Annotated in this window: 23 protein-coding genes; 7 read left to right on the top strand and 16 right to left on the bottom strand. The window is 41.4% G+C overall.

The features are described 5' to 3' along the window. Window positions 1-220 precede the first annotated feature (220 nt). The 6 genes from ctaG to cyoE all read right to left on the bottom strand — a co-directional run bounded on the left by ctaG (window position 221) and on the right by cyoE (window position 6,387). Window positions 221-1,099, bottom strand: coding sequence for a cytochrome c oxidase assembly factor CtaG (ctaG, locus tag GKC25_RS06860; RefSeq protein ID WP_060596178.1), 879 nt, complete (start codon window positions 1,097-1,099; stop codon window positions 221-223). Between the two features lie 30 nt (window positions 1,100-1,129). Further along, window positions 1,130-1,459, bottom strand: coding sequence for a cytochrome c oxidase subunit IVB (ctaF, locus tag GKC25_RS06855; RefSeq protein WP_003211520.1), 330 nt, complete (start codon window positions 1,457-1,459; stop codon window positions 1,130-1,132). A 2-nt stretch (window positions 1,460-1,461) separates the two neighbouring features. Continuing rightward, a complete protein-coding gene (gene ctaE, locus GKC25_RS06850; RefSeq protein ID WP_034662610.1) occupies window positions 1,462-2,082 on the bottom strand; it encodes a cytochrome c oxidase subunit III in 621 nt (206 codons plus the stop codon). Beyond that, window positions 2,082-3,953, bottom strand: a complete 1,872-nt coding sequence (gene ctaD, locus GKC25_RS06845) for a cytochrome c oxidase subunit I (RefSeq protein WP_034662613.1) — start codon at window positions 3,951-3,953, stop codon at window positions 2,082-2,084. Before ctaD ends, ctaE begins: the two co-directional genes overlap by 1 nt. Before the next feature lie 169 nt (window positions 3,954-4,122). After that, window positions 4,123-5,190, bottom strand: a complete 1,068-nt coding sequence (coxB, locus tag GKC25_RS06840; RefSeq protein WP_034662616.1) for a cytochrome c oxidase subunit II — start codon at window positions 5,188-5,190, stop codon at window positions 4,123-4,125. A gap of 279 nt (window positions 5,191-5,469) precedes the next feature. Next, entirely contained in the window at window positions 5,470-6,387 is a 918-nt protein-coding gene (gene cyoE / locus GKC25_RS06835; RefSeq protein ID WP_003211774.1) for a heme o synthase, read from the bottom strand. Between the two features lie 394 nt (window positions 6,388-6,781). Between cyoE and GKC25_RS06830 the strand changes: the two genes are divergently transcribed. Then, window positions 6,782-7,705: a COX15/CtaA family protein gene (locus GKC25_RS06830; protein WP_034663864.1), complete on the top strand. Its 924-nt coding sequence runs from the start codon at window positions 6,782-6,784 to the stop codon at window positions 7,703-7,705. A 40-nt stretch (window positions 7,706-7,745) separates the two neighbouring features. Here the strand turns inward: GKC25_RS06830 and GKC25_RS06825 are convergent, their stop codons facing one another. The 5 genes from GKC25_RS06825 to glsA all read right to left on the bottom strand — a co-directional run bounded on the left by GKC25_RS06825 (window position 7,746) and on the right by glsA (window position 15,561). Next, entirely contained in the window at window positions 7,746-9,179 is a 1,434-nt protein-coding gene (locus tag GKC25_RS06825; protein ID WP_187704483.1) for a cryptochrome/photolyase family protein, read from the bottom strand. A 99-nt stretch (window positions 9,180-9,278) separates the two neighbouring features. Continuing rightward, on the bottom strand, window positions 9,279-12,725 hold the full coding sequence (pyc, locus tag GKC25_RS06820; protein ID WP_095285105.1) for a pyruvate carboxylase: 3,447 nt from the start codon (window positions 12,723-12,725) through the stop codon (window positions 9,279-9,281). 80 nt (window positions 12,726-12,805) lie between these two features. Further along, entirely contained in the window at window positions 12,806-14,017 is a 1,212-nt protein-coding gene (ftsW, locus tag GKC25_RS06815; protein ID WP_034662626.1) for a putative lipid II flippase FtsW, read from the bottom strand. A 210-nt stretch (window positions 14,018-14,227) separates the two neighbouring features. Beyond that, the gene (locus GKC25_RS06810; RefSeq protein ID WP_003212509.1) at window positions 14,228-14,509 is read right to left on the bottom strand and encodes a YlaN family protein; all 282 of its coding nucleotides are present in this window, start codon (window positions 14,507-14,509) and stop codon (window positions 14,228-14,230) included. 122 nt (window positions 14,510-14,631) lie between these two features. After that, window positions 14,632-15,561 (bottom strand): glutaminase A, encoded by a 930-nt coding sequence (gene glsA / locus GKC25_RS06805; RefSeq protein WP_034662630.1) that lies wholly within the window; start codon window positions 15,559-15,561, stop codon window positions 14,632-14,634. A 120-nt stretch (window positions 15,562-15,681) separates the two neighbouring features. On the opposite strand from glsA, the gene GKC25_RS06800 reads away from it, so the two are divergent. Beyond that, window positions 15,682-16,164 carry a hypothetical protein gene (locus GKC25_RS06800; RefSeq protein WP_034662633.1) on the top strand — a complete coding sequence of 161 codons (483 nt, stop codon included), beginning with the start codon at window positions 15,682-15,684 and terminating at the stop codon, window positions 16,162-16,164. A 15-nt stretch (window positions 16,165-16,179) separates the two neighbouring features. Here the strand turns inward: GKC25_RS06800 and GKC25_RS06795 are convergent, their stop codons facing one another. After that, window positions 16,180-17,502 (bottom strand): PhoH family protein, encoded by a 1,323-nt coding sequence (locus GKC25_RS06795; protein WP_034662635.1) that lies wholly within the window; start codon window positions 17,500-17,502, stop codon window positions 16,180-16,182. Between the two features lie 140 nt (window positions 17,503-17,642). Here GKC25_RS06795 and GKC25_RS06790 point away from each other — a divergent pair, with 140 nt between their 5' ends. Both GKC25_RS06790 and GKC25_RS06785 read left to right on the top strand, forming a co-directional pair. Then, entirely contained in the window at window positions 17,643-18,260 is a 618-nt protein-coding gene (locus GKC25_RS06790) for a YhcN/YlaJ family sporulation lipoprotein (RefSeq protein WP_034662638.1), read from the top strand. 101 nt (window positions 18,261-18,361) lie between these two features. Continuing rightward, window positions 18,362-18,592 (top strand): YlaI family protein, encoded by a 231-nt coding sequence (locus tag GKC25_RS06785; protein WP_012009835.1) that lies wholly within the window; start codon window positions 18,362-18,364, stop codon window positions 18,590-18,592. 30 nt (window positions 18,593-18,622) lie between these two features. Here GKC25_RS06785 and GKC25_RS06780 read toward each other — a convergent pair whose 3' ends face one another. Further along, the gene (locus GKC25_RS06780) at window positions 18,623-18,904 is read right to left on the bottom strand and encodes a YlaH-like family protein (protein ID WP_045210084.1); all 282 of its coding nucleotides are present in this window, start codon (window positions 18,902-18,904) and stop codon (window positions 18,623-18,625) included. A gap of 96 nt (window positions 18,905-19,000) precedes the next feature. Continuing rightward, on the bottom strand, window positions 19,001-20,839 hold the full coding sequence (gene typA / locus GKC25_RS06775; RefSeq protein WP_034662645.1) for a translational GTPase TypA: 1,839 nt from the start codon (window positions 20,837-20,839) through the stop codon (window positions 19,001-19,003). A gap of 113 nt (window positions 20,840-20,952) precedes the next feature. Between typA and GKC25_RS06770 the strand changes: the two genes are divergently transcribed. Together GKC25_RS06770 and GKC25_RS06765 are read left to right on the top strand one after the other, a co-directional pair. Then, entirely contained in the window at window positions 20,953-21,132 is a 180-nt protein-coding gene (locus tag GKC25_RS06770; protein ID WP_034662648.1) for a DUF5325 family protein, read from the top strand. A gap of 275 nt (window positions 21,133-21,407) precedes the next feature. Beyond that, window positions 21,408-22,043, top strand: coding sequence for a hypothetical protein (locus tag GKC25_RS06765; protein ID WP_066030952.1), 636 nt, complete (start codon window positions 21,408-21,410; stop codon window positions 22,041-22,043). A 156-nt stretch (window positions 22,044-22,199) separates the two neighbouring features. On the opposite strand, the gene GKC25_RS06760 is transcribed toward GKC25_RS06765, so the two are convergent. Both GKC25_RS06760 and GKC25_RS06755 read right to left on the bottom strand, forming a co-directional pair. Then, entirely contained in the window at window positions 22,200-23,006 is an 807-nt protein-coding gene (locus GKC25_RS06760; RefSeq protein ID WP_034662652.1) for an inositol monophosphatase family protein, read from the bottom strand. Between the two features lie 133 nt (window positions 23,007-23,139). Beyond that, window positions 23,140-23,328 (bottom strand): hypothetical protein, encoded by a 189-nt coding sequence (locus tag GKC25_RS06755; RefSeq protein ID WP_003211901.1) that lies wholly within the window; start codon window positions 23,326-23,328, stop codon window positions 23,140-23,142. A 288-nt stretch (window positions 23,329-23,616) separates the two neighbouring features. Here GKC25_RS06755 and GKC25_RS06750 point away from each other — a divergent pair, with 288 nt between their 5' ends. Then, the gene (locus tag GKC25_RS06750; RefSeq protein WP_095285103.1) at window positions 23,617-24,252 is read left to right on the top strand and encodes a DUF1054 domain-containing protein; all 636 of its coding nucleotides are present in this window, start codon (window positions 23,617-23,619) and stop codon (window positions 24,250-24,252) included. Window positions 24,253-24,287 lie beyond the last annotated feature (35 nt).

Below are 24,287 nucleotides of genomic sequence, written 5' to 3'. Positions count from 1 at the left end.
ATATGGCTGTGCTTCAGCGTGTAGACAAACCCTTGCATTCTTTGTCAGTCCTGTGCGCTGGTGCTCACGAATGTCAAATTCGCTCCGCGCCAGTGCTCGTCCTTCCTAGACTTCAAAGGTTTTCTATCACGCTGAAAATGAAAAGAAGACAAAGGGCTAAATCAAGATCATTTTAGCCCTTTGTCAACAATCTGAGCACAGCCATACGGCTGTGCTTTTTTCATTCATATTTCGGAATCAGCGCATCTGGTACGGCATCTTTCGCTCTTTCTTTTCTTGCCCAGTCAAAGAACACAACAGCAAGGATCGAGCCGTACACAATCTCCTGAATAATTTTCATCAAAATCGCGCCTAGCTGCTGGTCCTCTAGCAGCGGCAAGGTATGGAACATTTCAGGACCTGTGAGCGCAAGGCCTGCCAGCATATCACTTGGCACGCATAAGTGCAGTGCCTGTATCCAAGCGCCAGCATCAGAATAGGTTGCATAGATCGGTGCCTCACTAAACATGATGAGAGCACACGCAGGAGTCATCAATATTCCGTCTGCCATGATATAACCAAGCTTTAAAATGCCTGTAATCTGCGGCTGACTTTGGACTTTATGAACGAGCGGCCACCACATGAAAAAGGCAGCGATAAAAATGACCACCGTCATCAACGCATGATAAAACGGATCTGTTTTCACAAAATCAAACACAAGCGGAATGTGATACATCGAAAACAAGCCGTTAAATCCAAGCAATGCAATTAAAGGCTTGGAAAACAAACGAAAAATTTGCTGAATGCCTGGTGTTTGTATGATCCGCTCCCAAATGGCCGCAGGTAATCCTGTAATAAGGAGAGGCGGAATGACTAAATAGAGCACCGCCATTTGCGCCATATGTGCACTAAACATAATATGCCCCATTAAATCAATTGGGCTTCCTTTCACGGCGTATAACAGGACAAGCCCCGTCAGAAACAACGTTTTCTCTTTCACCGTCGCACGGTGCTTTCCCTTTGTCACAAGAAGCAGATAAAGAGCAGCTGCTATGACAATACTAGTCAAATAGTAAGGGCTCCATAATGCCCGAAATCCGAATATTTCTAAGTTCTCCATTGCTGCGCCTCCTTCAAGGGCAAAGCGGGCTTACCACCAAATAATGGTCAAAAAGGCTAATACGGTAATAAACGCGACAAACACACCTGAGTAAAGAAACAATGCGGGTGTTTCATGCCCTTTTTGGTTCATGTGCATAAAATAATAAAGCTGAAAAGCCACCTGAATAACTGCAAGCAATAAAATAAATGGTACTGCGAACCAGTTCCCAACGTCTTCAGAAGCGATTGTTAAAAAGGCAACAAAGGTTAATCCAATCATCAAGCCGAAAGAAATGAGCTGATGCTTCATTTCTTCGGCATTTTTCTTTTTACGGTATACAAGATCGACTTTAGACTGATTTGTGTTTTTATTTCCCATTCTTATCCCACCATTCCCATTAAATATACAACGGTAAAGATGAAGACCCACACAACATCAATGAAGTGCCAATACAGACTTGCCACATAATATTTCGGCGCATTGTATAAATCGAGTCCGCGTCTCATATTTCGAATCATAAGAGCGGTAATCCAGCAAAGTCCGAAGGCGACGTGAGCCCCGTGAGTTCCGACAAGTGTATAGAAGGAAGAACCAAGAGCTGAGCTGGTAATTGTAAATTCATACGCATGCACATAATGATAGAACTCATAAATTTCAACCCCTAGAAATGAAGCACCTAATAGCACAGTCACGCCAAGCCAAAGCTGCATCTTTTTAAAGGCAAAGTTTTTCATATGATACATTGCATACACACTCGTTAAACTGCTCGTCAGCAGAAGCATCGTGGCAATAAAGACAAGTGTGAGATCAAACATATCAGTTGTTTTTGCTCCGCCTGCATTAGAGTTTTTCAGCGCCAAATACGTGGCAAAGAGCGATGCAAACAGAACGGTTTCTCCCCCAAGAAACAACCAGAACCCGACGAACTTATTCTTTCCTTCTAACGTGGCTTTCTCAGGAGAAGCCGGAAAGGTTTCTGCTGTCATTTTTTGTGGTTCCATTATGCTTTCACCCCTTTATCATCGTCATCGGTCAAATCTTCTTTGTGAATATGGTACCCATGATCATCTTTAAGAGAGCGAACCAGCATGGTGGCAAATGTAATGCCAAGACCAATGAAAATCACTGGAAGTCCCCAGCTGTGCTCTTGACGATACATGAAGCCAAACGCTGAAACAAATAGACCGAATGAGATAATGACAGGTAAGATGGAATTATTCGGCATGTGAATATCATCAAGCGGTTCAGATGCTGTCATTCCTGTTTTACCATCCATTTTTTCAATCCATAAAGGATCTAGTCCTCTGACAAGCGGAAGCTGTTTAAAGTTGTATTCTGGCGGAGGTGAAGACACTGCCCATTCAAGCGTTCTTCCGTCTCCCCAAGGATCGCTCGATACACGCTCTCCTTTTGCTGTAGTCCAGATGATGTTAATCAGCATGATGACAACAGCTACAAACATAAACAGTGCCCCAATCGTACTGATCAAGTTCCCAAGGTCTAGCCCCTGACCTGGCAGGAATGTAAAGACTCGGCGCGGCATGCCCCAAAGCCCGAGAAAATGCTGGATAAAGAAGGTTAAATGGAAACCGATGAAAAACAGCACAAAGCCAATTTTCCCAAGCTTCTCATTCAGTATTTTTCCAAACATCTTCGGCCACCAGTAATGCACACCAGCTAAAATACCGAATACGACCCCGCCAATAATGACGTAGTGGAAATGCGCCACGACAAAGTACGTATCATGGAACTGATAATCTGCTGCAGCTGCTGCAAGCATGACTCCGGTTACCCCGCCAAGTAAAAACGACGGTATAAAGGCAACGGAATACAGCATCGGCGTTGTAAACTTCACATTACCGCCCCATATGGTGAGCAGCCAGTTGAATACTTTAATTCCTGTAGGCACCGCAATCGCCATTGTGGCTACAGCAAAGATCGCATTGGCAATCGGACCAAGTCCTGTTGTGAACATGTGATGCGCCCATACCATGAATCCAAGGAAACCAATCAATACAGTAGCGAACACCATGGACGAATAGCCAAACAACCTTTTTCTTGCAAACACTGGAATGATTTCAGAGAATATTCCGAATGCTGGCAGGATTAAGATATATACTTCTGGGTGTCCGAAAATCCAGAACAAATGCTCCCAGATGATTGTATTTCCGCCGAGCTCTGGATTGAAAAAGCTCGTATCAAACATTCTATCAAGCATCAGCATCGCAAGCCCTGCTGTAAGTGGCGGGAATGCGAATAAAATCAGTGCTGAGGCGACAAATGTCGTCCATGTAAAGAGCGGCATTCTCATATACGTCATACCAGGCGTTCTCATATTAATAATCGTTGCAAGAAAGTTGATCCCGGCAATCAGCGTACCAATACCCGCTATCTGCAAACCTAAAATATAGAAATCCATGCCGTGCCCTTCTGAATTAAGCGTGAGCGAGGCGTATGCAGTCCAGCCTGCATCAGGTGATCCACCCATAAACCATCCAAGGTTTAAGAAAATTCCTCCGAAAAAGAACAGCCAAAAACCAAGTGAATTCACAAACGGAAACGCTACGTCACGTGCACCAATTTGAATGGGTACAACCGCATTCATTAATGCAAATAAAAGCGGCATTGCTGCAAGGAAAATCATCGTTGTTCCATGCATCGTCATGACTTCATTGTAAAACCCTGCACTTACAAAATCATTTTCAGGGATGGCTAGCTGAATACGGATAATCATCGCTTCCAGGCCGCCAATTAAAAAGAAAAATCCCCCTGCCACTAAATATAGTACGGCAATTTTTTTGTGGTCAACCGTCGTCAAGTAATCCCATAAGACAGCGCCAAACCCCCGCTTTTTAGCTATTGTACTCACCATGAAATCCCCCTCTTATCTCCCATTTGCCCCTTTTCATATAGATGTCTATCTTAACTTTACACAGACTGTGTCTGACAGATGGCTACTCTCGGTTGTAGAGACATATTCGGGAGCTCTTAACAAAAACTTCACATCGATCACATACCCTCTTGCACATTCGCATTAGAAATTACTCGATTTTAAGTCCTTTTAAATACTCATAAAGTGCATCTGCTTCTGAGTCATTTAATTTAGGGTACGTCCCTGTCATTTTATTCCCTGGTTTAAAGCTCTCTGGATCTTTCAGCCATGCTTTCACATTTTCTTTGTTCATATCTTTGATTCCAGCTACTTTCGTTCGGTCTCCGAAGGTCGCAAGGTTTGGTGCCGTCCTTGCCGCTTCCGGCCGTTCGTCACCAGGCTCTACTGCATGACAGCTCAAGCAGTTTTTCTCTTTAAATAATTTTTCACCTTCAAGAGCGAGATCTTTTGTGGATGTAGGCTTCTTGTAATCAGCCATTTTTTTCGTCCATCCTAAAAACTCATCTTGAGAAAGCGTTTTAACTTTAAAGTCCATTAAAGCATGCGAGGGACCGCAAAGCTCTGCACATTTCCCGTAGAAATATTCTCCTGCATCTTTCGTTCGTTTTGAATCAAAGGTTAAATAAAACTTGTTTTCATTTTCTGTGTTTGTATCAATTTTACCGCCAGCCGATGGAACCCAGAAAGAGTGTTTCACATCGGATGCTTTCAGCTTAAAGTACACCTTTTGATCTGTCGGTACAATCAATTCCTGACTTGTGACAATCCCATAATCAGGGTATTCGAATTCCCACCAATATAAACTGGCTCTTACATTGACAACAAGTGTCTTTTCAGGATCTCGTTTTTTCTTATCCATAGCGCTTGTATCCCCAAGCTCAAGCGTGTATGCCACAACAGGCACAACGAGAATAATGAGGAGAAGAATCGGAATCGCTGTCCACGTAATTTCTAGGTTACGGTTCCCTTCCACCTGCTTTGGAATCGTATCTTCTCCCACTTTAGAACGTTTGAATTTAATGATGACGTAAAAGAAAATGATCGATACAACAATGACGACAAGAACCATAATGAGTGTACTCAGTACCGTTAGGAAAAACTGTTTATCTGCTACTTCCCCAACTGGTTTGAGTGTTGATAAGTATGGTTCACCACAGCCCGCCAAAACGAGCGTCAGTAAGAGAAACAGTGAATAAACACGCCATTTTCTTATCATAATTTGTCCCAACCCCTTTTGCTTGATCTCCTTTGCCTTTCGCTTTTTACCTCTTATTTATAAAATCACTTTTCACCCATTCATAACCCCCGCCTCTTATAAAAGCACTTACATTTCCTCTTTTCATAAAAAAATGATGTTTTTACTCAAAATACCATCTATGTATAAACAGAAAGCCGCCTAAATAGAACTGAATATCAGGCGGCTTTCATAGTTGTTAGAAAATGTTGTGTTATAAGATATAGCCATTGTTTTGAAGTGATCAAAGTGTATTTTACTCTAGAATAGTGTAATGATAATCATCGCGACGAAAAAGATGGTTAAGTAGTTTAATGAATAAACGAACATGAGCGTTGACCACTTCATGACGTCTTTCATTTTAAAGCCCATAAGGCCAATGACGAGCCATCCAATATTCAGCAATGTGCCAAGTGCGACAATCGGCCATCCTAATCCACCTAAGAAAAATGGAAGTGGAAGAAGACATGCTGTCCAAATGATAATTTGGCGTTTCGTGACTTCAAAGCCATAAACGACTGGCAGCATTGGAATACCTGCCTTACGGTAATCTTCCGTTTTCTTAATCGCAAGTGACAGGAAGTGAGGGATTTGCCAAATGAACATAATCATAAACAAAACCCAAGCCGTTGTGTCAATTGTACCTGTGACAGCTGTCCAGCCGATTAATGGCGGCACCGCACCAGATACACTTCCAATAACGGTATTGATGGTGTAATGACGTTTAGACCACATGGTGTAAAGAACTGCATAAGTAAAGACTCCGATAAATCCAATCACTGCTGATGTTATGGTTGTCATCAGAAGCATGATGAGTCCAAGTACAACAAGCAAAATACCAAATGCATACGCTTGCCCCGGCTGAATCTTACCTGTAACCGTCGGTCTTGTTTTTGTTCTTTCCATTAATATATCAATATCACGGTCAAACGCATTATTAATGGCGCATGAACCGGCAATAATAAGAGAAGAACCAATCATTGTTAACAGCACAATATCAAGATTCCCAAGGAAACTCATACCTGTAAAATAAAAAGCAAGCCACATTCCAGTAAATGTTGTAATGAAGTTGGAATTAACGATGCCCATTTTAATCAGAGCAAGAAAATCTTTCCAAGCTGTTGTTTCTTCTATTTGTCCATGAATAGCTGCTTCCGCGGCTGTTTTGGAATTTGCCAATGTGTATAACCTCCCTTGCCCAAACCTTCAAACGAACAAATGAAACGTAAATTCGTTACAACTCTATCATACAAGATAAACAGCTGTAAAAAAACATCCTATTAAATAATAAACGACAATCTTGAAGTTATTTGTGAACTTTTCGTGAATTTATAAGGATTTATGTGTGTTTCAGAAGGCGGTGCAAAATGAAATATTCTCTCCTCTATTTCTATCAGACTGTCAAAGAAAGATCAAGCACTCTAAATCTGTAAACTTTGTGAACTAACATATCATTTTTTTGTGAACTTTGGTCATTATGAATTGCAACAGAACACGCATTTGGCTTAAACTTGAGAGCATATGAGGTTTTTCATTTAGATCAGAAGTTTTTTAGAGAAGGTGAAATAATTTGATGAAATTTGCTTTAAGGTTATTGAGCGTGATCACAACGTTTGTGATGCTGATCGTTTTGATTGGCGGTGCGCTTGTGACGAAAACCGGCTCGGGTCTTGGCTGCGGCCGGCAGTGGCCCCTTTGCCACGGACGTTTCTTCCCTGAAATGAACCCTGCTTCCATTATCGAATGGAGTCACCGCATGTCAACAGGGGTTTCCACCATTCTTGTTCTGGCACTGGCGGTCTTATGCTGGAAAAAGATTAGTCCAGTATTCCGTGAAACCAAATTTTTGGTCATCATGTCGATTATATTCTTACTGCTGCAAGCGCTGTTAGGGGCTCTTGCCGTCGTATTTGGTTCTAACGCCCTTGTGATGGCACTGCACTTCGGTATTTCACTCATTTCTTTTGCTTCAGTGTTACTGCTTGCGCTTCTTGTATTTGAAGCAACCAGATCTGAAACAAAGCTTGTGAAGCCGCTTCATATCGGCAAAAAAATGCAGTTCCATATTTATGGTTTGATCACCTATACGTATATCGTGGTGTATACGGGTGCTTATGTGAGGCATACAAAGTCAAGCCTTGCTTGTTCTGTCTTCCCGTTTTGTTCAAAAGACGGTGCACTTCCAGCGTACTTTAATCAGTGGGTGCAAATGTCTCACCGAGCAGCAGCACTTCTTTTATTCGTCTGGATATTTGTTGCGATGTTCCATGCCATGAAATATTATAAAGAACAGAAGCAGCTGTATTATGGATGGATTATTTCAGCCATTCTGATTACACTTCAAGCCATTTCAGGTGTGATGTCTGTTTATTCTCAGCTTGCACTTGGTTACGCGCTGGCTCATTCATTCTTTATTTCCGGTTTGTTTGGGATACTTTGTTACTTCTGCTTACTCATTGCCCGGTTTAAATATGAAAGCAAAGAACCATTCAAATAAGAATTTGTATCCCCCTTTCATGCGGAATGGGGGATTTGTTTTATTGTTGTTTTGCTTCTTCAAATAGCGAAATGGCTTTTTTGCGTCTTTCCTGATGATCAACTGTCGGCAGCGGGTATGTATCACCTAGCACACATTCCGATTTCAGTTGTTCATCTAATGGCATTTTAATTGGTTCATGTATCCACTTTTCATCGACATGCTCTAGCTCTGGTACATATCTTCTAATATATTCCCCGCTCGGATCAAATCGCTTCGACTGGGTCGTTGGGTTAAAAATACGGAAGTACGGCACGGCATCTGTCCCGACAGAGGCAGCCCACTGAAATCCTCCGATATTTGACGCCTCATCATAATCCACAAGTTTTTTTGCAAAATACGCTTCGCCCTTTCTCCAATCAATCAAATAATCCTTTGTTAAAAATGAGGCTGTGACCATTCGCAAGCGATTATGCATCCAGCCCTCCTCATTTAACTGTCTCATCCCTGCATCAACGAGCGGAAAGCCTGTTTCCCCTTTACACCAAGCTTCAAACAGCGCCTCATCTTCATTCCATTTCATTCCTTGAAACGCCGAATTGATTTCTTTTTCTTTCATCTCTGGATAATGCGCATAAATCATATGGTAAAAATCGCGCCATGCCAGCTCTTTGATAAAGGTCTCTCTGCCCTCGTCTTCAAATAGCGCTTCTTCATACATCGCATGAAAAATCGTTCGGATGGAAATAGTGCCTGTTTTTAAGAAACGCGACAGCTTGCTCGTTCCAAAAAGAGACGGAATATCTCGTTTCTCATGGTAACGCGTTAATCTTTTTTGGATAAAGTGATGCAGCGTGTTCATCGCTTTGTCAGAGCCGATTTGTTCAAACTTCCTTGAGCAGCCCTTTATCATGTCACACAGTTTGTCATTTCCTTTTTGCGAAAGTGACTCATCACAAATCGTATGCTCGCTGCTGAAAAATGATTTGTCAACTTTTATCACAGGCTGCTTCTCTTGCTTCCGCCATGATTGATAGTATGGGGTAAACACTTGATAATGTGAGCCATCTGCTTTTAAAATATCTCGTGCCCCGTGAAGATGTGTATCTTGCCACGTTGACACATGAATGGCCTTCTTTTCTAAAAAATCGGTTACTTGCTGGTCACGCCTTTGGCCGATACCCACTTCATCTTCATTAAAAAAGACGGCTTTGATGTCATACACATCCATGACCTGCTGAAAGGCGCGCAGGACATCATCATGGAGAAGGTGAACATAAATTTGAGATTCTCTCGCTTCCTTGACGAAATGCGCCAAGTTTTGAAAGAAATGTTCGTTGTTTATATCCAGTTCCATTTCAGTAAAAAATGGATCTAGATGATAAAGAGCCAATAATTTGTACTCGTGTTTTTTTGCATATGTGATCGCTTTTGATAAGGCGATATGATCATCCAATCGCATATCTCGGCGAAACCAAATCACGACAATTTCCAACTTTCTTCACCTCACTCTATAGTGTAATCACTCTCGCAGGCTGCTGCACATTTTAATGCGCTCAAAAAAAGACACATCACGATGGATGTGTCTCACTTATTATTCAGGCTTTAACACAATCAGCAGATCACCGGTTTGAATCGGTTCTCCATTTGTCACATGTATTTCATCTACGACCGCAGTGAATGGCGCTTGTACAGTCGTTTCCATTTTCATGGCTTCATTGATCATCAAATGCTCACCTTGCGAGATTTTCTGTCCTTTTTCCACGAGCACTTTGATGACAGTGCCTGGCATTGATGCGGCAATGTGATTTGGATTTGAACGGTCCGCCTTCATTTTTTCTTGAACGGAGGATTTGATGCTTTCATCCTTAATCACCACTTCACGCGGCTGGCCATTTAACTCAAAGTAAAGAACTCTTGTGGCATCTGGATTCGGTTCTCCAATCGACACGAGTTTGACAATCAGGGTTTTTCCTTTTTCGATTTCTACCTCAATCTCTTCACCAAGCCTCATCCCATAGAAGAACGTTGGAGTGTCAAGAACAGAGATGTCCCCATAGCTTTCTGCTGTTTGGACAAATTCAGAAAAGACTTTTGGATATAAGGCATACGCAATCGCGTCTTGCTCTGTCAGCGTCAGGTCATGAGATTCTTTGAACTGCTGCTTAATGTCTTCAAAGTCCACTGGCTTCAGCTTCTCACCAGGTCTGACAGTGAGCGGTTCTTCTCCTTTTAAAATCAGCTTTTGTAATTTTTCAGGGAATCCGCCATGCGGCTGGCCTAAATAGCCTTTAAATAATTCCACAACAGAATCCGGGAAGTCTAATGTTGCTCCTTTTTCATAGACATCTTCCTCTGTTAAATCATTTTGCACCATATAAAGTGCCATGTCTCCAACTACTTTAGAGGAAGGTGTGACCTTCACAATATCACCAAACATGTCATTCACACGTCTGTACATTTCTTTTACTTCGTTCCAGCGGTCGCCAAGGCCAACACCTTTCGCCTGCTGCTGCAAGTTACTATACTGACCGCCAGGCATTTCATGCTCATAAATTTCTGTATGAGGTGAGTTCATGCCGCTTTCGAACTCACGATAGTATTTTCTGACAGAATCCCAGTATTGAGAAAGGTGTTCGACAGATTGGACGTTCATGTCTGGCTTTCTTTCATGTCCATCTAAAGCATAATACAGTGAGCTTGCACTTGGCTGCGATGTGAGTCCTGCCATAGAGCTGACGGCCACATCCACAATATCAACGCCTGCATCAATCGCTCTTGCATAGGTGAACAGTCCATTTCCACTCGTATCATGTGTATGAAGATGGATAGGGATCGTGAGCTCATCTTTTAAAGCAGAGACTAACTCATAAGCTGCCTGCGGCTTTAATAATCCCGCCATATCTTTAATACCTAAAATATGTGCACCGGCAGATTCAAGCTCTTTGGCAAGAGATACATAATACTCAAGATCATATTTCGGACGAGATGGATCAAGAATGTCCCCCGTATAACAAATGGCTGCCTCTGCCACTTTGCCTGATTCACGAACAGAATCAATGGCAAGCGTCATGCCTTTGACCCAGTTTAAGCTATCGAAAATACGGAAGACGTCAATGCCTGCTTCGGCCGACTCCTTTACAAATGCTTTAATCACATTATCCGCATAGTTTGTATATCCGACAGCGTTTGATGATCTTAAAAGCATTTGGAACAACGTGTTTGGCACTTCTTGGCGAAGCTCTTTTAATCGTTCCCAAGGATCTTCTTTTAAGAAACGGTACGCAACATCAAATGTAGCACCGCCCCACATTTCCATACTAAACAGCTCTGGCCATAAACCTGCTGTTGGCTGGGCAACTTTCTTTAAATCATGTGTTCTGAAGCGTGTCGCAAGCAGAGACTGATGCGCATCCCTAAAGGTTGTATCTGTTAAAAGGACGCTATTTTGTTCTTTCACCCAATTGGCAAGGCCCTCAGGTCCATGTGTGTCTAACAATTGTTTTGTCCCAGACGGAATCTCTTGATGTAGAGGAAGCTTCGGTACAATTGGCTTGTCAAAATGAGGCTTCTTTTTCTCCGCTATACCAGGGAATCCATTAATGGTCACGTTACCAATATAAGTCAGCATCTTCGTTCCACGGTCTTTTTGCTTAGGGAAATTAAATAGCTCTGGCGTTGAATCGATAAACGACGTATCGTATTCCCCTTTTAGAAACTTCTCATGCTTTGCCACGTTTTCAAGAAACGGAATGTTTGTTTTAATCCCGCGAATCCTGAATTCCTGTAAATTTCGGACCATTTTAGCAGCCGCTTGGTCAAATGTGAGCGCCCATGTGGACAGCTTGACCAATAGTGAATCGTAATAAGGTGTAATGACTGCACCTTGAAAGCTGTTCCCTGTATCAAGTCGTACACCAAATCCCCCACCTGAACGGTAGGCCATAATTTTTCCTGTGTCTGGCATAAAATCATTTAAAGGATCTTCTGTTGTGACCCTTGATTGAATGGCAAAGCCATGTGTAAAAATATCTTCTTGCTTTGGTATACCGACTTCCTTGCTGTGAAGGTCATGACCCTTTGCGACAAGAATTTGGGTTTGGACGATATCGACACCTGTGATCATTTCAGTGATCGTGTGTTCTACCTGTACCCTTGGATTGACTTCAATAAAGTAAAACTCTCCATTTGCGACAAGGAATTCTACAGTCCCTGCATTAATATACGATACATTCTGGGCCAACTGAACAGCCGCTTCGCAAATATCTTCACGCAGTTGATCTGTAAGAGACACACTTGGCGCCACTTCAATGACCTTTTGATGCCGCCTTTGAACAGAGCAGTCACGCTCATATAAATGAATGATATTGCCGTGATTGTCACCAATCACCTGCACCTCAATATGTTTCGGATTTTCAATCAGTTTTTCAACGTATACTTCGTCATTTCCAAAAGCAGCTTTTGCCTCTGACTTCGCACGGTCATAGGCTTCCTTCAGCTCCTCTTTCGTTCTGACAATCCGCATACCTCGGCCGCCGCCGCCTAGTGAAGCTTTAATAATAAACGGGTAACCGTATTCTTCACCGAATTTTTCGACTTCTTTGACCGAATCAACTGGTCCGTCACTTCCTGGAATGACTGGAATTCCAGCTTTTTTCGCTTCATCTCTTGCCTTTACTTTATCTCCAAACATATCTAAATGCTGAGAAGTTGGACCGATAAATTGAATGCCTTCCTCTTCGCATCGTCTTGCAAAATGAATATTTTCAGATAAAAATCCGTAACCTGGATGGATCGCATCCACGTCATTTCGTTTTGCAATTTCGATGATCCCCTCGATATCAAGGTAGGCATCAATCGGTTTTTTCCCTTCTCCAACTAGATATGCTTCATCTGCTTTATAGCGATGATAAGAGCCCGAGTCTTCTTTGGAATAAATGGCCACTGTACGTAAATTGAGCTCCGTACAGGCCCTGAAGACTCTGATAGCAATTTCCCCTCTGTTTGCAACTAGAACCTTTTGAATTGTTCTCTGTGACATTTCTCACTCCTCCATATCCCTTAAAATTTTATATGTACTCTATAATAAAGGAAGAAATGAAAACTGTACACTTTTGTTTTCTAAAGATTCAAAGTTTTCTGCAATCCATTTTTTTGAACTGATGGCTTGCTCATTGATTTTTTCTTTTTGTAACGCTCTTTATATTCAGTAAACATGCTGATATTCAGCAATATTCCCATACAGCCGCTAAGTAAAATGATGGACGATCCCCCGTAGCTGATAAATGGAAGTGTGACCCCTGTAATCGGAATCAGACCTGAAACACCGCCTAAATTAATGCATGTTTGGATCGCAATCATGGAGGAAATTCCTATTGCAAGCAAACTTCCAAATGGATCTTCACACTTTCTTGCAATATAAAAACCTTTCACAACGATGAAGCCAAGGAGAGCGAGAACAAAAAATACACCGAAAAAGCCAAGCTCTTCTGAAATGATCGCCATGATAAAATCTGTATGCGGCTCTGGAAGATATCCGTACTTTTGAACGCTTTCTCCTAGACCCAGTCCAAAAAAGCCGCCTGATCCAATAGCGTAATAGGAATTAATCAATTGATGTCCAGTCGCCCCTGCATCTTTAAATGGATCTTGGAAACTCTCAAAACGCCCGAGACGATTTTGCGTGAAAATTTTATCCCAAAAAAGAATAATAAATGGGGTCACGACGACCATCACGGCACTAAATAGCGCCAGCAGCTTCGCAAGTGTTTTCCCGCTAAACCCTGAGCATAAAATCATCGCGAGAGCAATCATGCCAATGATAAAGGCTGTCCCATAGTCTGGCTGCAAAATGATAAATCCGCATAAGATCGAGACAATCACGATGGGAGGTGTGACTCCTCTTAAAATATGATCAATATAATGCTGCTTTTTTGCATACACAGCAGCAAGATAGATAATGACGACAATCTTCACAAATTCCGCTGGCTGAAGACTAAATGGGCCTATTTTGATCCAGCTTCTTGCGTTCCCTGCAATATGACCGCCAAAGTACACATAGATGAGTGAAAACACTGATAGCAGCAGCATACCGATCTGGAATTTCTTATTTGAAAACAGCTGATATGGAACTAGTGCTGTAAAGAACAAGATGACCGCTCCAACGATCATAAATAAAAGCTGTTTCTTAAAAAAATTATCTGGTGCGGCATCGTATCTGATCACAGATGTAATCATACTTGAGCTATACACCATGACCAAACCGAATGCGCTAATTAAGATAATGGCGAACAATAATGAGTAGTCATACGATTTTAGCATTCTCTTTAACATATAATCCTCTTCCTAACGTCTGTTTCTACTGCTTGATATCCTCTTAGCTGTTTTTATTCTACTACATTTTCTCCGTTTGATCTCGTTTTACCTCTTTTATATTGTTCGTCATTCATGAAAGAATCAAGTCCGTTTGACATCAATCAATGAAAAGAAAATAGAGGACAAAAAAACTCAAACTTATGTTGTGGAAGTTTGAGTTTTCAATCATTATTTTTTTGTGAACGCATCATGAAGTGCGGAAAGCTCTCTCTCAAGTTTATCGAGTAGTTTCTTACCTTCATGTTGATCAACTAATCCAAGCCGGACAGCAAAATCAATTTCTCTCGATAATCCGAACATTTGAGTATCTAAAACCTCTTCATAAAGAGGACATTGCGGCATCGTTAAGTTGTCCATTTGCACTTGGATCAATTTTAAAATTTTATCTGCATCCAATTTTAATAAAGCCAGTGCTTTTTGCCGATGATCGACTAAAATTTCTGACGCCAAAAGTATCCCTCCGTTCCCCAGGCGAGTACCTAATTCTTCTATTTATCATAAAGCGAAACGCCCAAAATTGCAAGCAGATTTGTACAGTTCGCTTTGTAAAAATAAAAAGAAGCCTTCCTTCATTAAAAGATACTCATCTCGTATTTTTCACTCATCAGCTCAAGCAGCTTAATCCCAGCAATACTATTCCCTTTTTCATCCAGAGCAGGACCGAAGATACCGATCCCAAAATCATATGGTGCCGCCCCCATAATACCGCCTGAGACACCACTTTTTGCAGGAATTCCGATGTTAATGGCAAATTCTCCGCTCGCATTGTACATGCCGCACGTCACCATAAAGGTTTTACAAATTCTAGCGACATCTTTCGAAAGAATCTGCTTACCCGTCTCTGGATGTCTGCCGTCTAATGAAAAAACACAAGCAATTTTCGCCAAATCCAAGCTGTTCATCATGATGGCACATTGTTTCGTATAGACGTCCATGACTTCTTCTACGTTCCCTCTAATAATATGATATTGCTTCATATAATAGCACATCGCCCGGTTAATCATGGATGTCTCAAATTCGGAGGCAGCTGTTTCTTTGCAGTATGTAATGCTTTTGTCATTTGCCAGCTCTCTAATGAAGCCAAGCAAACGGCTCAGCTGATCTTGCGGAGTCGCTCCTCTGATTAAACTCGTGACTGCGAGCGCCCCTGCATTAATCATTGGATTCAGCGGTTTATTCGGGCTCGCTGTTTCCAGTTTGATCATCGAATTAAACGGGTCACCTGTTGGTTCTTGTCCAACAAATTGAAATACTTTTTTTGGTCCTTCTTCTGAGAGCACGAGCGCAAGTGCTAATACTTTTGAAATGCTTTGAAGAGTAAACCGTTTATCTACATCTCCTGCCGAGTGGCACGTATTACTCACATGATACACAGCCACAGATAAATCCGTCTGATCCGCTTTGCCGAGTGCGGGAATATAGGATGCTACTTGACCATCTTTGGCCACTTTTTTTGCTTCTTCTACAAATCGCTGAAGCTCTTCATTGTCGCGACATGCCATGCCTAATATCCTCCCTATCTTTCATGTAAGATTAGTGTGTACAAGGAGACGCATGTTTATGAAAGTGACAAAGCGGGGGAAAACTTTTATAATTTATGTTGGAAAGGGGTTGTCTTGAACATGAGCATCATTCAAATCAAGGGGAACGTACAGTACAAGATCACCATTGATCCAAGTGTATGGATTTTTGATGACCGTAAATTTTTAATGGATTCATTCTTTGAAAAAAGTGCAGAAAGTGAAGAGAATCAGCTAGATCAGGAGCTTGACCAAGAGCGGGTCATAAGAGAAGGTCAAACACTTCCACCCACGTTAAAAACAGAGAAGAAGTACGAAAAGGAAAGACTCGTCACAGGCAGCTTCGGGATGAAGCTTGGCGATATGCTAAAAAATGCTGAGCCGCTTGAACATGCGGATACATGCGAATTTGTCACAGAAACAGGTACAATTGCTGTGCCGCTTTCTCAGGCAATGGAGAGTATTGCTCATTTCAGCCAAAATGGTAAGCCAATCACAGAAGAAGGACCAATCCACGTCTATTTCGCGGATCAGTCCAACCTCACTCAGCCGATAAAAGGTGTCAAAGAGCTGATGATTACATAAGTCAGAGGGTCTGGACTATAGCAAATCAGCGGCAAGCTGTGCAAGTCCAGACCTTTCTCCTTTGACAAGCTTGACATGTCCAGAGATTTGCTGTCCTTTGAACCGCTCGATCACATACGTAAGCCCATTATTTAAGCTGTCTAAATAAGGATGATCAATCTGCTCTGGATCTCCCATCAGCACAATTTTACTTCCTTCTCCGACTCGCGTTAATAATGTTTTCACCTCGTGCTTTGTTAAATTCTGCGCCTCATCAATGATAATAAATTGATCAGGTATACTTCTTCCCCGGATATACGTTAATGCTTCGACTTGAATAGATCCAATTCCCGCCAAAATCGCATCAAGCTCACCAGGCTTTTTTGTATTAAATAAAAACTCTAGGTTGTCATAGATCGGCTGCATCCATGGTCTGAGCTTTTCTTCCTTTTCTCCTGGCAAGTAGCCTAAGTCTTTCCCAACAGGTACGATTGAGCGCGCCACGATCAATTTTTTAAACATACCGAGGTCCTCTGTCTGCATTAATCCGGCAGCAAGTGCAAGCAATGTTTTACCAGTCCCCGCTTTTCCGATCAGCGTCACGAGCGGAATGTCACGGCGCAAAAGCAGCTCGAGTGCCATCGTCTGCTGGACATTTTTTGGACGGATTCCCCAAATATACTCTTGATCATAAACGAGACGTTTCACATGCTCTGCCTTTAGATCAAGCATTCCTAAAGCAGAACCGCCTTCATTTCCCTTCATGATGACAAATTGATGAGGGTTGAATGGTGCACTTGTGACCTCTTTTATTGGTAATTGATTTTGCTTATAAAATGTATTCAATTGCTCAGTCGGAATGTAGAGCTCATGATAGCCATTATCGATGTCTTCATTTTGCAGAACACGGTCACTTAAGAAGTCTTCTGCTTGAAGCCCTATAGCATCCGCCTTTACCCGCACTAAGACATCCTTGCTGACCAAAATGACAGGCCGGCCATGAGGTTTTGTTTCTTCCTCTAAGCTCAAATTTTTCGCGACTGCCAAAATCCGATTATCGTTCGTTTTTTCAATAAAAATTTCTTGAAGCTCATGGAAGGAGCGGTGATTCAGTTCAATGCGCAGCGTCCCTTTTGATTCTAGTGTAATTTTTTCATGCAGTTTCCCTTTCGATCTTAAACCGTCGATTAAGCGTGAGACACGCCGGGCATTTTGCCCAACCTCGTCCATATATCTCTTTTTCGAGTCTACTTCTTCTAACACAACGGCTGGTATGACGACCTCGTTGTCTTCAAATGAAAAGATTGAATTCGGATCCTGTAATAACACATTTGTGTCTAATACATAAATTTTACTCAGGTCCTTCGCCTCCTGATCGGGGTTTCATTCATCCTTGTCTTTCCCAAAACGATTGTTAAAATATATGTTTTCATGAATAAAGTTAGAAGGTTAATTCAACAATAAAATAAATCATGCAGTTTGTGAAGGAGGGAATATAGATGCGACTATTTATGACATTATTCATGATTCAAGCCATCATTCTGTTGGGCGCTTGCCAGCAGCAGGAAAAGCCAGAAGCACTGGACAAGCAAGATGGACGCCAGCACGTAGTACGGGTGTCAGACTCAACAAAGAAAAAGACCAATCAAGCCCGGTCATCCACAGATGTTGCGCAGCATCTTGTCAAAGTGACAGAGAACGTAGCAGATGTCAATGATGCAACGGCGATCGTCATCGGCCGCTATGCTGTTGTTGGTATTGATGTAAAAGATGATTTAGATAGAAGCAAAGTAGAAACCATTAAATATTCAGTTGCAAAAGCGCTGAAAAATGACCCAGAAGGTGCGAATGCTGTTGTAGTCGCTGATCCGGATACAGTCAGCCGGTTAAAAGAAATGGGCAAAGAAATACAAGCAGGCCGTCCTGTAAGTGGTATTATGGATGAACTAGCTGCCATTGTCGGCCGCGTGATGCCAGAGATGCCGAGAAATGAAATCGATCGTCACGAAAAAGACCCGACGAATGAGCCAAATGATCAGCTCAAACAAAACGATCAAAAGCAGTTAGACAAACATCAAAATGATCAATCAAACCATCATATGAATCAGAAGAAATAAAGAGAACGGCTTATATCTCCTGTGATATAAGCCTTTTTCTACGCTGATTTCAAGTGCTTAGAAAACATGCTATAATAAATGCAATAAGTGAGGTGAAAATGATGAGAGTGAAGTGCTCATTATGTGAGAAGCTTGAAACCATTGATGATGATACACTCGTTGCTAAGCGGTTAAGAAATCGACCGATTCATACATATATGTGCGATGACTGTCAGGAACGCATTAAAGTAAAGACAGAAGCACGCATCAAAACTGGCAGATTCTCTCTTTATCAAGATCCTGCGACGAAAGAGAAAAAGAAGAAAAAAGGAAAAAAAGAACAAAAGACATAAAAAAGACCTGACACATGTTCAGGTCTTTTTTTACGTATTCACTCTTCCTTCTTTTTTTGCACGATGCAGCCGTATTTTATAAATAATCAAAATGGCAGCTGCCACGACTAGGCCTTCCGCTACTGGCAGAAAGATTCCTAGAAATGTGAGAAACGTGCAGCCAAAAATCAAAAACAAGTAAATCACGAGTGCTTTTAAAATCGGTAAACGTCTAGCAAAGCCGAGCTTAAAAACAATAATCGCTAAAACAAGGATGGTACCATATAGGAGCCACATCCCTGTTTGCGGATTTTCATCGACACGAAACAGCATCGCGAAAAAGGATAGATTTTCACTTACTTCCTGATCATTCAAAAAGATTCCCTCCCCTTATCTTTCAGGGTTCTATCTTTTTAATTCTTCATGGAATTACGATAATCCTGCTAGCTTTTTCTTCTTCGCTGCTTTCTCACGTTCGTTTTTATCTAAAATTTTCTTTCTTAAACGAATTGATTCAGGTGTAACCTCACAGTATTCGTCTTCATTCAAGTACTCAAGAGATTCCTCAAGTGACATAATACGTGGTTTCTTCATGCTCACCGTTTGATCTTTCGTCGCTGAACGTACGTTTGTTTGTTGTTTCATACGGCTCACGTTGACAACAAGATCGTTCTCACGGTTATGCTCACCAACAATCATTCCTTGGTATACTTCAGTACCCGGCTCAACGAAGATCACACCGCGCTCTTCAACGCCTTGGATTCCGTAAGCAGTCGCTTTACCTGTTTCCATTGAAACAAGTACACCTTGACGGCGTCCGCCAACTTGGCCAGACTGCATTGGCTGATAGCTGTCAAACGTATGGTTTAAAATACCAAAACCACGAGTTAATGAAAGAAATTCAGTTGTATATCCGATTAAACCACGTGATGGCACTGTAAAGATCAGGCGAACTTGACCGTTACCATTATTGATCATGTCAATCATTTCACCTTTTCTTGCGCCCATTGATTCCATGATAGAGCCAGTGTGCTCTTCTGGTACATCAATTTGAACGCGTTCAACAGGCTCACATCGAACACCATCAACTTCTTTTACAATAACTTCTGGCTTCGATACTTGTAATTCAAATCCTTCACGTCTCATATTCTCAATAAGAATGGATAAGTGAAGCTCTCCGCGTCCAGATACAACCCAAGCATCAGGTGAATCAGTTGGATCCACACGAAGACTGACGTCTGTTTGAAGCTGCTGCTCTAAGCGCTCTTCAATTTTACGTGATGTCACGTATTTTCCTTCACGGCCTGCAAATGGGCTGTTGTTTACAACAAACGTCATTTGAAGTGTCGGCTCATCAATACGAAGGATTGGCAGGGCCTCTTGGTGTTCTACCGGACAAACCGTTTCACCTACGTTGATGTCTTCCATTCCCGATACAGCAACAAGATCTCCTGCTTTCGCTTCGTTGATTTCCACTCGTTTTAACCCTTGGAAACCAAAAATCTTTGTCACACGGAATTGTTTCACACTGCCGTCAACTTTCATTAAGGCCACTTGCTGTCCTACTTGCATTGTTCCTCTGAATACACGGCCGATCCCGATTCTTCCAACATAATCATTGTAATCAAGTAGTGCCACTTGGAATTGAAGCGGCTCTTCATGGTTATCAACTGGGCAAGGGATATGGTTCACAATGGCTTCAAACAAAGATTCCATGTTTTCATCTTGCTTGCTCGCATCGTTACTTGCTGTACCATTGATTGCTGATGCATAGACAACTGGGAATTCAAGCTGTTCTTCTGTTGCATCCAATTCAATGAACAAGTCAATTACTTCATCGACTACTTCAGCCGGACGAGCAAAGTCGCGGTCAATTTTGTTGACAACAACGATTGGTGTTAAGTTTTGCTCAAGTGCTTTTTTCAGCACAAAGCGTGTTTGAGGCATACAGCCTTCATAAGCATCCACAACGAGAAGTACACCATCTACCATTTTCATGATACGCTCAACTTCACCACCGAAATCGGCGTGTCCTGGTGTATCTAAAATATTAATGCGTGTATCTTTATAATGGATCGCAGTATTTTTAGCTAAAATCGTAATACCGCGCTCTCGCTCTAAATCATTTGAATCCATGGCTCTCTCAGCGATATTTTCATTCGCACGGAAAGTACCAGCTTGATGGAGCAATTGGTCAACAAGCGTCGTTTTACCATGGTCAACGTGGGCAATAATTGCGATGTTGCGAAGATCTTTTCGAAGTTTCACATTTTCATCTCCTAAAATAATTAGATAACTTTCATATTATATCACAATCCCCTTTAAATGCCGATCGTTTTTCTGTAAACTTATATTAACTCTAAAAAAAGGGATGGAGACAAATGAAACAAATCAAATGGCTTCTATTATTATGTGCATTACTTGCAGTTGTCAGTATGGCGTTTATTGGGGTATCTCTTGCAGAAAAAAACGTGCTGGGTATTTGTCTAAGTATTATGTTCGCCATGATTTTCATGGGTACAGGATTTACATTAAAAAGAAAATTAAACGTGCAATCATAAAATTCCTCAAAAGCCTTTTACATTCTACATGTAGAAGGCTTTTTATTTTGAGTAAAAATAAGACCAACCACCTATGAAAGCTCGAGTGTAGAGACAAAACATATCATATAGAATTGGCAAAAGTAAGCAATCTGAACCTCTTCATTTTTCGACAATAACGTTTATAGTTCTCCAAAACCAAACATAAAGTTACAATTTTCCTATTCTTCCACAAAGTTTCTCATGGTATGCTGTTCTTGCAACAAAATTTAACAGAAAAGGGAGAGAAAAGAAGCATGAAGAAGTTTTTGAGTAAATCGCTCAGCTCTGTTGTATTTTTCGCTTTAGCTATTATCCTTACCTTCACAACAGTAGCTCCTGGGCAAGCAAGTGCTGCAACTTTCAAAGGGATTCCTTTCGAGCAGCAGCAAATCATTAAAGAATTATTGGAGAAAAACGAGCGCGTCATCAACATTCTCATCAATTCATTTGTTGAAGAAGACAATAGCTACACATTTGATGTGAAAAAAGCTGTTGAGCTCGGACTAACTGAAGAAGAAGCGGCGACTGCTGAGAAATTCTTAGATCGCGCAGCTGTTCTTACAATCGTTTTCAGTGAAAGCATCACTAAAAACGAAAAAGGGAAATTGATCTTTGATTCAGCAAAAGCTGTTGAACTTGGTCTTACGAAAGAAGAAGCAGCTAAATTCGAAAAGCTTTTCAAATCAGTGATCAGACTTGCTGATCTTGCTGGTGATGCACTTGTTCTAGACAAAAAAGGAAACGTTGTAATTGATTCAAAAATTGCAAAAGGTCTTGGATTCAGCTCTACTGAATTACTTGTTTTCAACCAAATGCTTAAGAAAATTCCTCAAGAGCAATTAAAAACGTTCTATGATGCAGTTCAAATGGCAAAAGAAAAATTAAGCTAAGCTCAAAACCCCCACCTGGTTCGCCCAGATGGGGGTTTTTTATTTCAGCCAATAAAGAATGATCACTTGACTTTTTCATATCGACAACTAGTCATTTGTTACCAAAAAGTTTCATCAAACACAAAAAATCACTTCATTCTCATGAAGTGATTTGGTTTATTTTTTATTTTCACTGCGTTTTATGTAATCGTGCAAGATCTTTTCACAAACGGATCGATTTCCGGCGACGATGCTGTTTTTCTCTAGAAACGTTAGGCGTTCTCCGTGTATATTTGAGTAGACTGCCCCTACTTCATCTAGAAGCACACAGCCTGCTGCATAATCCCATGGCGCAAGCCTTAACGTGACGTATGCGTCACTTCTGCCGCTTGCGATATAAGCGAGCTCAAGGGCAGCTGATCCAATCGTTCTCGTCCCTCTCACATCACGCACGAGACGGGCAAACGGTTTAGCATCAAAATAAGGGCTTTCGATCGCCCAGGTCGGGTTAATGCCGACAATGGCTTTATCAATCGCTACATCTTTTAATGGCGGAAGCAGGGTATCATTCATATAGGCCCCTTCCCCTTTGACCGCATGGTAAAGCTCGTCATGAATGACGTCATAAATGAGACCGATTTTCCCTATGCCATTTTCAAATATCCCGATGGAAATGGCAAAGTTGCGTTTTTGATGGACAAAGTTCATTGTGCCATCGATTGGATCAATGATCCACACGATCCCATCCAGTGAGGTCACCTCTTCCCCTTGTCCCTCTTCTCCTAAAATGTGATGATCTGAAAATGTCGATTGTATCTTTTCAATGAAAAAACGTTCTGTTTCTTTATCGATATTAGTGACAAGATCATTTGGATTTGATTTTGTTTCAATTGATAGACCTTCCTGCATGGACGCTTTAATACGGCTTCCTGCTTCTTTTACCCAAAGCTTTGCAAGACGGTCAATTTCCACCCAGTTTGTCATCAGACTGTAAACCTCTTTTCTATGTAATACCTATTTGTATTAGCATACTGATATTATGTACGTAAAAGCAAGAAAAAAGCAGCTTCATACAAAAACGAACCGATGAATTGGTTCGTTTTTACCTCACCTTGTTTTACCCTTTAAGCTGCTCCCATTCTTTTCTTAGGCGCTCAAGCTTTCGTTTGCTGCGTTCGATTTGGATGTCATCTTTTTGCTCGATGGCTTCATGAAGCGTAGAAAGCTCATAATCCACCTCTAATCTCCACACAGCGATGCGATTCTTTTTCTCCTGTCTATACCCCTGCTTCACGATTTGCTTCATTTGGTCAACGCCCCTTCCAGAGAATGATTCATTCCTTGTCAGTTTTCATTGATAAAAAATTCAATCGATAAGAGAATTGGTTCTTGCTTATATCGTATGAAGCGATCGCATAACCGCAACGACATTCTAAAAATTGTGTCTTTACCTATTTATTATGTACCACAAAATCGTTGTTTTTAAACGCTGTCCTACTTCCTCTACAATCTTTGATCTGTTGGTGCATCTTTTTTTGAGCTTGACCCAAGCTATGATAAAATATGATCAGCTAAAGAATACAGGAGGCATAATATGAGTGAAATGCGTTTTAGAGATGAAGATTTTGAGACATTTACAGTTGACGGTTTAGATGAACGAATGACCGTATTAAAAGAAAGAGTCCGTCCAAAGCTTGAGGCACTTGGTGAACACTTTGCACCACTTCTTTCTTCTATTACAGGAGACGAAATGTTTGTACATGTCGCAAAGCATGCTAGAAGATCAGTCAATCCGCCAAATGATACGTGGGTTGCTTTTGCAAACAGCAAGCGTGGGTATAAAAAACTCCCTCATTTTCAAATTGGGCTTTGGAAAACACATGTCTTTGTATGGTTTGCGCTCATTTATGAATCTCCTGTGAAAGGCGAGTATGGTCAGCTGTTCGAAAAAGAACTAGATACCATTCAGAAGAAAATACCACAAGATTTTGTTTGGTCTAAAGATCATATGAAACCAGATGTCATGCGTCACAGCGAGCTTGATGCAGAACAGCTGAAAACGCTGTTTGAACGTGTCCAAACGGTGAAAAAAGCTGAGCTCCTTTGCGGCATTCAGCTGCCTAGAGAAGAAGTCGTTCAAATGAATAATGAAGAATTCTTATCAAAAATCGAAGATGCCTTCCGCACGTTGACTTATCTATACCGCTTTACACAAAAAGAATCTGTATAAAAAAACGAGCCCATGCAGGCTCGTTTCTGATTGTT

Origin of the sequence: Bacillus pumilus (genome assembly GCF_038738535.1) — a bacterium.
In the GTDB taxonomy this organism is placed as follows: Bacteria; Bacillota; Bacilli; order Bacillales; family Bacillaceae; genus Bacillus.
This window is presented reverse-complemented; position numbering and strand designations above follow the sequence as displayed.